Below are 12,438 nucleotides of genomic sequence, written 5' to 3' on the forward strand. Positions count from 1 at the left end.
CCACCGCCCCACCTGGGCGCTGCGGCTCCCGTCGGCGCTCCCCCCGCGCCCGGCCACGCCGCCGCCCACACCCCCGTCCGCGGCCTCCGCCGCCGCGTCCGAGCCCTCGCGGGAGGCCAGCGAGGAACCGGGCGCCGAGCGGACGCCGGTGGCGCGGGAGCAGCGGTCCAAGTTCCCGTCGGTGGTGGCGAGTTCCTCGGCCGTACCGCGGGCGCGGGCCCTGTCGCCGTCGAGTCCCGCCGCCGAGCCGCCCGAGCCGCCGCGCAGTGCCGTGGCCGCGCCAACACCCGTCTCCCGCTCGTACGGGCTCGGGCTGCTCCTGATCGTCGCGCTCGGCCTGTACTGGGTGCCGGTGCTCGGCATGGGCGACGCGGATCTCGACGCCATGAACGGGCTCGGGCTGATCTCCGTGCTGCCGCCCGCGACCCTGCTCGGCGCGGCGCTGCTCGTGGTCACCTTCGCGTCGCTGCTCTGGCACGAGCGGCCGCACCGGCTGCTCCTCACTCTTGCCTTGCTGGGCACCCTCGTCTCGCTGCACGCACTGCCCGCGGTCATCGAGGCGGAGCCGCGGTTCGCGACGGCCTGGCAGCACCTGGGCTTCATGGAGTACATCGACCGCACCGGCTCCGCCGTCCCCGACCTGGACGCGCGCTGGAGCTGGCCTGGCTTCTTCGCCGCGGCCACGTTCATCGCCGAGGCCTGCGGCGTGAACGATATGCGCGAGGTCATCCGCTGGTGGCCGATGGCCGTCCAACTCGCCTATCTCGCCCCGATGTTCCTGCTGATCCGCTCGATGCGGGCGAGCTGGCGGGCCAAGTGGGCAGGCGTGTGGATCTTCGTGCTCAGCGGCTGGGTGGGCCAGGACTACTTCTCGCCGCAGGGCTTCACGTATCTGCTCTATATCGCCTTCGTGGCGATCCTCCTCGTCTGGTTCCGCGCGCCGAGAGTGCTCTGGGCCAAGCGGCGCCCCGGCGAGGCCGAGGTGCTCGAGACCACGCGCGGGCAGCGGGCGACGCTGGTCCTCGTCCTGATAGCGCTCTTCGCGGCGACGGTGCCGGCGCATCAGCTCACCCCGTTCGTGATGCTCGGCGTGATCGCCGCCCTGGTCGTCTTCGGCCGCTCCGAACTGCGCGGCCTGCCGATCCTGTTCGGCATCCTGGTCGTGGTCTGGATCGGCTTCCTCGCCGAGCCCTACTGGTCGGGGCACTTCGAGGAGCTGTTCGGCGGCGTCGGCGGCGTCGGCGGCAATGTCACCTCGTCCGTCGGCGGACGGATCGAGGGCGGCAGCTCGATCCACCAGCTGGTCCTCTACTCGCGGGTGGGCCTGGCCGGCCTCGTCATGGCGCTCGCCGTATGGGGCTGGTGGCGCCGGCGCGGATACCAGTACGCGGAACGTTCTCTGGTCATCCTGACCTTCGTGCCGTTCCTCGGGTTCGGCATGCAGTCGTACGGCGGCGAGATGGCGCTGCGCGTGTTCATGTTCGCGCTGCCGGGTGCGGCGCTGCTCGCCGGTCTCGCCCTGTTCCCGCGCACCGGGATCACCGCGCAGGAACGCGACCGCGACCGGGTCTCGCTCGCGCCGCTCGCGGCCCTGATGGCGGGCCTGCTCCTGGTCGGCGGGTTCCTGATCGCCCGCTGGGGCAACGAGCCCTTCGAGCGGGTCAGGCCGGGCGAGGTCGCGGCGATGGAGTACGTGTACGACCACTCGGATCCGACGGTGCGGCTGCTCTGGCTCACCGACGACGAGATCAACAACGTGACGCCGGCGGCTCCTTGGGGCAAGCAGGACATGGAGAAGGTCGAGTACACGCCCACCCTGGCGCCGCTCGACCCGGTCCTCGTGGGCTCGCTGATCAAGTCGCTCAGGGACGCCGGGCCCAACTCGTATCTGATGGTGAACCGCGGCCAGACCACCACGCTCAACCTGGACGGCGGCTATCCCCGCAACTGGGACAAGCGCCTGATGCACAACCTCGACGACCGGCCCGAGCTGAAACGCGCGTACAGCAACGCGGACGCCACGCTGTACACGCTGCGCCAGCAGCCGGACGACGAGGTCAAGAAGGCGGATCCGGGCCCGATCGGACCCCAGGTCACCTGGACGCCCTGGTCGGTGGTGGGTGCGCTCGCGGCGATCGCGCTGATCGCCCTGCTGGCCGTGCGCGAGGTGGTGCGGGTGGCGGCGCCGCCGAGCGTACGGCAGTTGCAGTGGCTGCAGTCGACGTACTGGTTCTCGCTGCCTCTGCTCGCGGTGCTGCTGGCCTCGCTGGTGCAGCGGTTCCTGACGCTGGCCTAACTGTTGCGGCCACAGCCGTGCGGGGCGGGCCTCAACGGCCCGCCCAGTGCACCTCGTACGGCTTGAGCGTGAGGCGCTTGCCGTCGACCGTCACCTGCGTGGGGCGGTCGACGGTGTTCACCACGAGGAGCGCCTTGTCGTCGGCGAGGACGCGGACCGATGCGTCCTCGGGCGAGACGGCGATGTCCTCGTACGACGTGCCGGGCGGGAACTCCTTGTGGAAGCGCTCGAGCAGGCCGAGCATCGGCAACGCGACGCCGCCGTCGTCCAGTTCGGTGGAGGTCCACAGACAGCCGGCGCAGTCCTTGCCGCGCTTTTGCGGGTTCCAGTAGAACGCCGTGGTCGTGCCGCCCCGCGCCATCGCGATCAGGCCGGCGGCCTGCACGGCGACGCGGTGCGGCTCGGCCCAGTCGTCGCGGTTGTCGTTGTGGTCGCCCGGCTCGACGTAGTACTCGGCCCACCACAGCGGCAGCCCGTCGGAACGCCCCCGCACCCACTCGCTCACGTCGGTGAACTTCTCGGTGGCGGCGAACTCGTCGGGGATCAGCTCGTCCTCGGCGGTGTAACTGGAGCCGTCCACGACCACGAAGTCGGCGCCGGCCTTGTTCTTGTTCCAGTGGTCGAAGGCGTCGAGCACCCGCTGGTCCGCGCTCCCCCAGTCGCCCTTGAGCTCGTCGGAGGCGTTCTCGCTCTGGCGCGGGTTGAGGCTGTCCATCACCAGGTACGGGCCACCGACGAGAATGTCCTCGTTGACCTTCTTCAGCTCGCGGTACACGAGGTTGTAGAGCTGGGTGTAGCCCTCGTAGTCCCAGCGCTCCTCGGCGTCGTTCCAGAAGCCCTTGAACTCGTTCCAGACGATGAAGTGCCGTACGTCCGGATAGCGCTTGGCCACGGTCGCGGCGAGCTTGGCGAAGTCCTTGAAGTGCCGGGGGTCGGGCGGGGTCTCGAGCCGGTCCCAGTCGGTGTTGTCCACACCGGCCTTGCCGCCCTTCATCCAGTCCGGGGCGCAGCACAGGGTCACCACGGGGGTGCTGCCGGTGGCGCGGATGAAGTCCATGCGCGCGTCCATCTCACCGAACCGGTAACGGCCCGGCGAGGGTTCGGGGTTGTCCGAGCCCCAGCCCATGATGTGCTGCAGCTGCGGCAGACGCGGTCCGGTGAGGGTCTTCTCGGCGCGCTCGACCGCGCCGTCCTCCCCTTCGTCCGCACTGTGCTCGGTGTGCGTGAAACCCCAGCCGAGTTCGGCCTCGGGCCGTTCGGTGGGGATCGTGGGAGAACCCCACACCTTGTCACCGTCGGTCGTCGTGCCGGCGGTCGAACCATTGCCGTCGGGCAGGTTGCTGAGCGTCAGGACCAGCGCCAGTGCCGCCAGACCCACGCCGAGCAACGCGGTGAGCCGCCACCGCCGTGCCCCCGATTTCCACCCATGACGTCCCATCAACGGGCAAGGGTAATCGGGCCGGTTGACGGAATGACAGGCTCCGTTGCCACGGGTGTGTAACACACCCGTTCAGAGCACCTGGTCCATGGGACGGCACCCGAAATTCCGTGCGCAGGGGCCATTCGTGACGGATCATGTACCGCATGCCCGAAAAGGACCCGCGGCAGGCCCTGCCGATCAGGCTGAACATGGACGACAACGACTCACCGTCGGACGTCGTGGACGCGCTGTTCCTCGCCCGGTTCGCCGTGGGTGAGCAGCCGTACTCGCACGGTGTGTCCATCGAGCGCGTCAAGGCCGGCCTGGATCTGGTGCCGTCCGGCGCGAAGGTGCTGCGCGCGGTCCGTGACGACGACCGCTCGGCGACCCTCGCGGAGGGCGACGGCTGGACGCTCCTCATCTCGCGCTGGAGCCGCGGCGCCGACGTGACGGTGATCGCCACCTCGGCCGAACTCGCGGAACGTGTCGTCAAGCAGGTCACCGACGACGCGGCCGACGAGCCCGAACCCCAGCCGGACAACGTCACGATGGGCTTCTGGTACGTATCGCCGCGCCGTGGCCCGTACCGCACGACGCGGCAGATCTCCGCCGGCACCTGGGACGAGGTGCGCCCCAACTACACGGCCTCGGTGTCCGATGCGATGGACCGGCTGATGAAGACCACGCCCGAGGACATCGCGGGCCGGCTGCTCCTCCTGCACGGTCCGCCCGGTACCGGCAAGACCTCGGCGCTGCGCACGCTCGCCCGCTCGTGGCGGGACTGGTGCCAGGTGGACTGTGTGCTCGACCCCGAGCGTCTGTTCAACGATGTCGGCTACCTGATGGACATCGCGATCGGCGAGGAGGACGGCGCGGGCAAGGGCCGCTGGCGGCTGCTGCTGCTCGAGGACTGCGACGAGCTGATCCGCGGCGAGGCCAAGCACACCGCGGGCCAGGCCCTGTCCCGGCTGCTCAACCTCACGGACGGACTGCTCGGCCAGGGTCGCAACGTCCTCGTCGGCGTCACCACCAACGAGGACCTGGAGCGGCTGCACCCGGCGGTCGTGCGGCCCGGCCGCTGTCTCGCCCGGATCGAGATCGGCGCTCTGACCCGGCGCGAGTCCCTGGACTGGCTGGGTGCGGACTTCCCGGACGCCGCGTCGGCCGTCGGCCGCGAGGGCGCGACGCTCGCCGAGCTGTACGCGCTGCGGCGCGGGGTGTCGCCGACCTCGGTGCCCGAGCCTCGGGGCGGGGCGGATGCGGGGCTGTATCTGTAGGAGCCCGGCCCTCCGTCAGGAGTACGCCGCCCGCACCGCGTCCTTGACCGCCGCGAGCGCCGCCTCTTGGTCGAGGCCGAGCCGTCGGGCCTGGGCCGCGTAGGCGGCGGCCGCCTCGGCGGCCTTCTGCTCGGCCGCTCCGCCGGCGGCCGCGACGAAGGTGCCGTTGCGTCCGCGGGTCTCGATCACGCCATCGGCTTCGAGGGCCTTGTACGCCTTGGCCACCGTGTTCGCGGCGAGGGAGAGCGTCTCGGCGAGGCCGCGTACGGTCGGCAGCTTGTAGCCCACCGGCAGCGCTCCCGAATGTGCCTGCGCGGAGATCTGGGCGCGCACTTGCTCGAACGGCGCCTCGGCTGCGCCCTGGTCGATACGGAGCTTCAAAGTCACGGGCCCGATTGTGGCAGCAGGTCGCGTTCCCGTACGGGTACGGGGCCCGTTGCGGGCGGTACGCGTTCCGCATACCTAGGGCGAAGTCCCGTATACCTACCGCGCCGTAAATGGGAGGCGCGCCTCCCGCGTGCCACGTAGCGTCCGTGACCATGACCGTCATCGTCCGTGCTTTCCGCCCCGAGGACGCCTCGGCATCCGCCGAAGTGCTCCGCGCCGCCCTTCCGTTCATGGTGACCACGCCCGAGGCGACCCTGTGGGACACCTCCCACGCCGCACCCGCGAGCCACTATCAGCTCTTCGTCGCCGAACGGGGCGGTGAGATCGTGGCGCGCGCCGAGGCAGGGATCGCGCACGAGGCCAGCACTCCCGGGCAGGCCTTCGCGAATGTCTACGTGCATCCGGAGCACCGCGGGCACGGGGTAGGCGCCCTCGTGCTGCGTACGGCGGAGGAGCATGTCGCGGGAGCGGGGGCCGACACGGTCTACTCGTGGGTGCTCGACGAGGTGCCGAACCGTTCCTTCGCCGAGCGCCGCGGTTACCGCGCCAGCCGCTCGGCGCACTTTCTGCGCCTGGACCTGGCGAACGGCACGCTGCCGCCGCTGCCCGAGCTCCCGGCGGACGTCGAGCTCGTACCGGTGTCGGCCTGGGCGGACGACCCGCGGCCGATGTTCGAGCTCGACGCGGAGTGCACGGCGGACGAGCCCGGCGATCTCGACGCCGAGCTCGACGACTTCGAGGAGTGGCTGGACTCGACCTGGCGCCATCCGCTGCTCGACCAGGAGCTGAGCACGGTCGCCCTGGTCGACGGGACACCGGCCGCGTTCACGGCGGCCCGAACGGACGGCCGCACACGCTACGGATCCGGGATGACGGGCACCTCAAGGGCGTTCCGCGGCCGGGGCCTGGCGAAGCTCGCCAAGACCGACTCGCTGCGGCGGGCCCGTGCGGCCGGCTACACCGAGGCGTTCACCGGCAACGACTCGGACAACGGTCCGATGCTGGCGATCAACAAATGGTTCGGTTACGAAATCTGCGCGACGGAGGTGCGCTATGTCCGCGACCTCGGATGATCCCCTCAAGGACGACATGCTCAAGGTCCATCTGACGAAGGCGGGCCGTACGAAGATCCGCTACCCCGCACTCCTGCTCGCGGACGACGGCACGCAGGTGACGGTCCGTGCGCCGTGGGCGAGCGACGGGGTGCGGGATTTCGGCTTCGTACGCTTCGAGCCGGGTGATGTCTTCACCGAGCACTACTGGCGCAACCGCTGGTACTCGGTCAAGGAGGTGCGTACGGCGCAGGGCTGGCTGAAGGGCTGGTACTGCGACGTGACCCGCCCTGCGGTCCTCGACTCCGGCGAACTCGTCGTCGAGGACCTCGACTTGGACCTGTGGGTCTCGGCGGACGGCTCGACGGTGCTGCGCCTGGACGAGGACGAGTTCGAGGAGAGCGGCCTCACGGACCGCGATCCGGTGGCGGCGGTGGAGGCCGTGCGCGCCCTGGACGAGCTCGAAGTGGTCGCGCAGGTCAGCGGGTTGGCGACGCTGCTCGACTGAGGCCGTGGCGTCGGCGGGTCGGCGACACTGCCTGCTCGCCGACGCCGTCGCGTCAGCGGACTGTGCCGGGCCCGCCCGCGCCGTCGCGCGCCACCAGCTCGACCTCGTAGCCGAGGCCGTCCTCCAGATACGCGGCGCAATGCTGCCTGCCGCCCGCGTACGGATGCTCCTCGGCGTACAGCAGGGACCATCCGTGGGAGGCGGCGCGCGCCACCAGGGCGTCGAGGGCTGCCCGGTCCCGTACATGGAACGCCAGGTGGTTGAGGCCGGGCGCGGTGCGGTGATGGCGGCTGCCGGAAAGGTCCGCGGACTGCTCGACGACCACGTAGGCGTCCCCGAGCCGCCAGCTGCGGCCCAACTCCCAGGACTGGTACGGGGAGTAGCCCAGCTCGCCGAGCAGCCAGCCCCAGGATGCCGAGGCCGCGGCCAGGTCCGGCACCCACAGCTCGATGTGGTGGACCTGCCCCGCGGTCGTACGGGGCAGCGGCACCGACCGGTCGCGGGCACTCTCGTACGCGATCGCGTCGCCGTCCTCGTGCCAGTGCAGGACGAAGCGCTCGCCGGCGCGGTGGGCCTCCACGCCCGCGCGGGCGTACGCGACCATGCCGTCCGGCAGGCCCGACAGCGGATACCAGGCGAGGGCGTCGCACTTGTCCGGTTCGCGGTTGACGGGGGTGCCGCCGGCCGACGTCTCGAAGAACCAGCCGACGCGCGGGGCGCCGCCGGGGCCCCGGTGCTGCATCACCAACGCCATCTGTACGTCGGCCGGCTCCAGCCGGAGGCCCACCTCCTCGTACGCCTCGCGCAGGACCGCGGCCCGGACGTCCTCACCGTCCTCGACGTGACCGGACGGCAGGTTCCACAGTCCGTCCGCATAGCCGGTGCCGGCCCGCCGGGCGAGCAGCACCTCGTCGCCCCGCCGCACGAGGAGATGGACGTCGACGACCTCACGGTGACGTGGCGGCCCCTGCTGCGCCACCACCGCGTACCGCAGGCCGTCGGCCGGCCGGCCCCACAGGCGCGCGTCCCGCGACAGGTCCTCCGTGTGCACGCGGGTGACGAGCGGGGCGAGGGCCCGGGTGATCTCCTCGACGGGCAGTCCCTCCGCACCACGGACCCCCTCGACCAGGACCAGGCGCCCACCGGGCCGCAGCAAGGAGCACCAGTGCGCCAGAACCGCCGACGGGTCAGGGAACGTCCACAGCACATGACGGGCAAGCACGACATCGAAGGTCCTGCCACCGACCGGTGGCCGGGCCGCGTCGCCGAGCAGCACCTCGGCCCCGGCCCCCAGCTTCGTGCGGGCCAGCTCGACCATGCGGGGCGACAGATCCACGCCCACCACCCCGTGGCCCTGCTCCCGCGCGAGCAGCGCCAGACTTCCCGTACCGCAGCCGAGGTCGAGCACGTCGGACGCCGTCGGCGGCAGCCAGTCCGCGAGGCGCTCGGCCCAGGCCGCGCGGACGGCCGGGTCGCGCAGGCCGTGGTCGGGTTCCAGATCGAAGGCCGCAGCCTCCGCGTCCCAGTCGACCGTGGCGGCCGGTGTCTGCTCGTCACTCATACGGAGATCGTCGCAGCCGCCACTGACAATTCCCCCTGGCCGGAAGGCCTGGCTCCAACGCCCTTGCCGCGCAAGGAATTCACGCGTCGTCCCACATGCTGAAACATGAGGGTCGAACCCTGGTCCAGGAGGGAAGAAACCCGTCAGGAGCGTGACAAGCACCACTGACAAACCGGGCGGCGATGAGAAAGGCTCCTCGCCCGGGTCTAACCGAGTGAATGAACGGTACTCAGCACCCGGGCGACTCGACGCTAGGAGGCCTCATGCGCCGCCAGACGATCCGCAAGCCGATCCCGAAGCCCGCGATCCGCCGTGAGCGTGAGCGCTCCGAGGAAGCCCAGCGCAGGGTGGGCCCGCGTCCGGAAGTGCGCGAGGACATCCACAAGACCTGGTGGCCCGAGGCCTGAGCCCGGTGAGCGCCTCCAGACAGACGCCGACGGGGTGCGAGGACTGAGCAGCCCTCGCACCCCGTCGCGTATCAGCCCGGGTCAGACCGCGGCGTCCTCGCGGTCCTGCGCGGCCTTGCGCCCCTTGCGGAGCACCAGCTTCTTCAGGAGCGGCCAGGCGAGCAGCAGCAGGATGATCACGTAGACCGTGACGGAGAACGGTGTGTCGACCAGGCCTGTCACGCTGCCGTCGCTGATCTGCAGCGCGCGCCGCAGCTGCTGTTCGGCGGCCGGGCCGAGGATCACGCCGATGACCGCGGGCAGCACCGGCAGCCCGTAACGGCGCATGCCGAAGCCCAGCAGGCCGATGACCAGCAGGATCACCAGGTCGATCGCCTCGCCGGCCACCGCGTACGCACCGACTCCCGCGAAGAAGAGGATCCCCGCGTAGAGGTACGGGCGCGGGATGCGAAGCAGCTTGGCCCACAGGGGTGCGAGCGGCAGGTTGAGGCAGAGCAGCAGCACCATGCCGACGAACAGCGAGGCGATCAGGCCCCAGACCAGTTCCGGTTCGCGGTCGAACAGGAGCGGGCCCGGCTGGATCCCGTACTGCTGGAAGGCGGCGAGCATCACGGCCGCGACGGCCGTGGTGGGCAGACCGAGGGTCAGCATCGAGACCAGCGTGCCCGCCGCCGAAGCGGAGGCCGCCGACTCGGGGCCCGCGACGCCTTCGATGGCGCCCTTGCCGAACTCGTCCTTGTGCTTGGACAGCCGCTTCTCGGTGACGTACGACAGGAACGTCGGGATCTCCGCACCGCCCGCCGGGATCGCCCCGAACGGGAAGCCGATCACCGGGCCGCGCAGCCAGGACTTCCAGGACCGTTTGACGTCCGCCTTGCCGAGCCAGGGCCGGCCGACCGGAATCGCCTCGGCACCGCCGCGGCGCAGATGGGCGGCCACCCACAGGGCCTCGCCGATCGCGAAGAGACCGACCGCGACGATCACCACGTCCACGCCGTCGGCGAGCTGGAGCGAGCCGCCGGTCAGCCGCTGCTGGCCGGTCATCTGGTCGAGGCCGACCAGGCCGATGGTGAGACCGATGAGCAGCGAGGCGAGTCCGCGGATACGGGAGGAGCCGAGGACGGACGTCACCGCGATGAACGCGAGGACCATGATGGCGAAGTAGTCGGGCGCACCGATGTCCACCGCGAGGTCCGCGATCTTCGGCGCGAGCGCGACGAGCAGGATCGTGCCGACCATGCCGCCCGCGAAGTGCCCGATCGCCGCGGCCGCGAGCGCCTGTGCGCCCCGTCCTGACTTGGCCATCGGGTTGCCCTCGATGGCGGCCACCACGGCGGCACTCTCGCCTGGCGTGTTGAGCAGGATCGAGGTGGTCGACCCGCCGAACATCGCCCCGTAGTAGATGCCCGCGAACATGATGAACGCGCCCGTCGGGTCGAGCCCGTAGGTGACGGGGAGCAGCAGCGCCACCGCCATCGCGGGGCCGATGCCGGGGAGCACGCCGATGGCCGTGCCGAGCAGCACGCCTATCGCGGCCCAGAGCAGATTGATGGGCGTCAGTGCCGTACCGAAGCCGTCCATCAGGGAGTTGAGAGCGTTCATGTCACAGCGCTCCGATCAGCGGGCCGCCGGGCAGCGGGACCCCGAGCAGGTTGTTGAAGACGGCGTACGTCACGACGGAGAGCACCGCCGCGATGAGCGGGTCGCGGTCGAGCCGCCGTGAGCCGAGCGCAAAGGCGGCGCCCCAGAAGAGCAGCGCGCCCGCGATGGGGAAGCCGAGCGGGCCGATGAGGACCGCGAAGCCGAGGAAGACGCCGCTGAGCAGCAATACCGTGCGCATGTCGGCCGGTTCGGACAGGTCGATGTCCTCACCGCCCTCGGCCTCACCGCGGCCGCCGCGCAGCACGTCGATCGCGAGAAGCACGGCGATCACGAGCAGCCCGATGCCGACGACGATCGGCACGGTCTTCGGCCCGATCGGGCCGCGCTGCTCGATGTCCACCTCCATCGTCAGCGCGTCGGTGAGCACCAGGACGCCGAGCGCCAACAGCAGGACGGATACGCCCAGTTCGGAGTACTCCCGGAGCCAGGACTTGGGCGCCTCGGGCTTGGGAGGTTCGATGGTGGCGGTCACAGCCCCAGCTCCTTCAGTACGGACACCACGCGCTTGTCCTCGCTCTCCAGGAAGTCGCCGAACTTCTCCCCGGTCACAAAGGCGTCGGTCCAGCCGTTCGTCTCCAGCGACTTCTTCCACTCGGGCGAGTCATGGAGCTCCTCGAAGAACTCGATGAGCTTGGTCCGCTCGTCCTCGTCGAGGCCGGGCGGGGCGACGATGCCGCGCCAGTTGGTGAAGTTCACGTCGTATCCGGACTCCATGAGCGTCGGGCCGTCCAGGCCCGGAACCCGCTCCGGCCCGGTCACGGCGAGCAGCCGCAGCTCACCGGACTTGATCTGGTCCAGGTACTCGCCGACGCCCGAGACGCCGAAGGCGACCTTGTTGCCGAGGATCGAGGCGAGCAGTTCGCCGCCGCCGTCGAACGGGATGTAGTTGACGTCCTTGGGCGCGATCCCGGCGGCGCGCGCCATCAGCATCGGCGCGAGATGGTCGGGCCCGCCGGGCGACGAACCGCCGCCGACCGGGAGCTTGCCCGGGTTCTTCTTCCAGGCGCCGACGAGGTCGTCGATCGTCTTGTACGGGGAGTCCTTGGCGACCACCACGACGTCCTGCTCCTCCGTGAGCCGGGCGATCGGGGTGGTGTCGGCGAGGGTCTTCGGGGAGTCGTTGGAGCGCGCGGCGCCCACGACACCGAGGCCCATGGACATCGCGAGCCGTCCGTTGCCCTTGTCCTCGGCGATCCGGGCCAGGCCCACGGTGCCGCCGGCACCGGGCATGTTGAACACCTCGATGCCGTGCGTGAGTCCGGCGTCCTCCGCGTCCTTGGCGGCGGTGCGTGCGGTGACGTCGTAGCCGCCGCCCGGGGTGTTGGGGACCATGAAGCGCAGCCTGGGGATCTTGGTGCCGTCGTCGGCACCGCTGCCCGCCGAGAGCAGCGGCGGGGCCCCGAGGACGAGGAGCGCGGCCCCGAGCAGGGCGAGGGGAGTGCGCAGACGCACGTGTGCCACCACCTGTCGGTTTGTGTAAGGGGTTTTTGTAAGCGGGCGTTAAAGCCTTGTGAGGTGGCCCACATGTTGCCTGCGCGTTAACAAGCTGTCTCTCTTCCGCAAGCAACGGACGTTGTGGTCGTTGCGGTCACGCGCTTAACCTGCGCCGATGAGTGCGCAGACCCCCGCAACGACAACGGTCCTGGTCGTCGACGACGACTTCATGGTGGCCAAGCTGCACGGCCGCTATGTCGCCGCGATGGAGGGCTTCACCGTGGTGGGAGTCGCCCACAACGGCGCCGAGGCCCTGCGCGCGGCCGAGCGCCTGCGCCCCGATCTGGTCCTTCTCGATGTGTACTTGCCGGACATGGACGGCATTTCGGTCCTACGAGAGTTGCGCGCCGCGGAGGAGAAGGACCCGTCCCGCC

Annotated in this window: 11 protein-coding genes and 1 pseudogene; 6 read left to right on the top strand and 6 right to left on the bottom strand. The window is 70.6% G+C overall.

Translation table 11 applies throughout. The features are described from left to right. Positions 1 to 2,296 (top strand): annotated as a pseudogene (locus G6045_RS34010) (lipopolysaccharide biosynthesis protein); the annotation flags it as partial. A gap of 31 nt (positions 2,297 to 2,327) precedes the next feature. Here the strand turns inward: G6045_RS34010 and G6045_RS34015 are convergent. Continuing rightward, a complete protein-coding gene (locus G6045_RS34015) occupies positions 2,328 to 3,734 on the bottom strand; it encodes a GH39 family glycosyl hydrolase (protein ID WP_165336051.1) in 1,407 nt (468 codons plus the stop codon). Positions 3,735 to 3,880: 146 nt separating this feature from the next. Between G6045_RS34015 and G6045_RS34020 the strand changes: the two genes are divergently transcribed. Then, positions 3,881 to 4,993 carry a DUF5925 domain-containing protein gene (locus tag G6045_RS34020; protein ID WP_165336052.1) on the top strand — a complete coding sequence of 371 codons (1,113 nt, stop codon included), beginning with the start codon at positions 3,881 to 3,883 and terminating at the stop codon, positions 4,991 to 4,993. Between the two features lie 15 nt (positions 4,994 to 5,008). On the opposite strand, the gene G6045_RS34025 is transcribed toward G6045_RS34020, so the two are convergent. Beyond that, a complete protein-coding gene (locus G6045_RS34025; protein ID WP_165336053.1) occupies positions 5,009 to 5,380 on the bottom strand; it encodes a GntR family transcriptional regulator in 372 nt (123 codons plus the stop codon). A gap of 152 nt (positions 5,381 to 5,532) precedes the next feature. Here G6045_RS34025 and G6045_RS34030 point away from each other — a divergent pair, with 152 nt between their 5' ends. Both G6045_RS34030 and G6045_RS34035 read left to right on the top strand, forming a co-directional pair. Beyond that, on the top strand, positions 5,533 to 6,453 hold the full coding sequence (locus tag G6045_RS34030; protein WP_165336054.1) for a GNAT family N-acetyltransferase: 921 nt from the start codon (positions 5,533 to 5,535) through the stop codon (positions 6,451 to 6,453). After that, on the top strand, positions 6,434 to 6,940 hold the full coding sequence (locus G6045_RS34035) for a DUF402 domain-containing protein (RefSeq protein WP_165336055.1): 507 nt from the start codon (positions 6,434 to 6,436) through the stop codon (positions 6,938 to 6,940). Before G6045_RS34030 ends, G6045_RS34035 begins: the two co-directional genes overlap by 20 nt. A 52-nt stretch (positions 6,941 to 6,992) precedes the next feature. Here G6045_RS34035 and G6045_RS34040 read toward each other — a convergent pair whose 3' ends face one another. After that, positions 6,993 to 8,501, bottom strand: a complete 1,509-nt coding sequence (locus tag G6045_RS34040) for a trifunctional class I SAM-dependent methyltransferase/NUDIX hydrolase/VOC family protein (protein ID WP_165336056.1) — start codon at positions 8,499 to 8,501, stop codon at positions 6,993 to 6,995. 263 nt (positions 8,502 to 8,764) lie between these two features. On the opposite strand from G6045_RS34040, the gene G6045_RS34045 reads away from it, so the two are divergent. Continuing rightward, positions 8,765 to 8,908, top strand: coding sequence for a hypothetical protein (locus tag G6045_RS34045; RefSeq protein ID WP_165336057.1), 144 nt, complete (start codon positions 8,765 to 8,767; stop codon positions 8,906 to 8,908). A gap of 81 nt (positions 8,909 to 8,989) precedes the next feature. Here G6045_RS34045 and G6045_RS34050 read toward each other — a convergent pair whose 3' ends face one another. Genes G6045_RS34050 through G6045_RS34060 form a run of 3 tightly spaced genes read right to left on the bottom strand, consistent with a single transcriptional unit; the run spans position 8,990 to position 12,022 of the window. Then, a complete protein-coding gene (locus G6045_RS34050) occupies positions 8,990 to 10,510 on the bottom strand; it encodes a tripartite tricarboxylate transporter permease (RefSeq protein WP_165336058.1) in 1,521 nt (506 codons plus the stop codon). A 1-nt stretch (position 10,511) separates the two neighbouring features. Further along, positions 10,512 to 11,042, bottom strand: a complete 531-nt coding sequence (locus G6045_RS34055) for a tripartite tricarboxylate transporter TctB family protein (RefSeq protein ID WP_165336059.1) — start codon at positions 11,040 to 11,042, stop codon at positions 10,512 to 10,514. Further along, entirely contained in the window at positions 11,039 to 12,022 is a 984-nt protein-coding gene (locus G6045_RS34060) for a Bug family tripartite tricarboxylate transporter substrate binding protein (protein WP_165336060.1), read from the bottom strand. Before G6045_RS34060 ends, G6045_RS34055 begins: the two co-directional genes overlap by 4 nt. A 157-nt stretch (positions 12,023 to 12,179) precedes the next feature. On the opposite strand from G6045_RS34060, the gene G6045_RS34065 reads away from it, so the two are divergent. Then, positions 12,180 to 12,438: response regulator (locus G6045_RS34065; protein WP_165336061.1), on the top strand; the 259-nt coding region annotated here is incomplete at its 3' end.

Source organism: Streptomyces mesophilus (assembly GCF_011044995.1).
In the GTDB taxonomy this organism is placed as follows: Bacteria; Actinomycetota; Actinomycetes; order Streptomycetales; family Streptomycetaceae; genus Streptomyces; species Streptomyces mesophilus.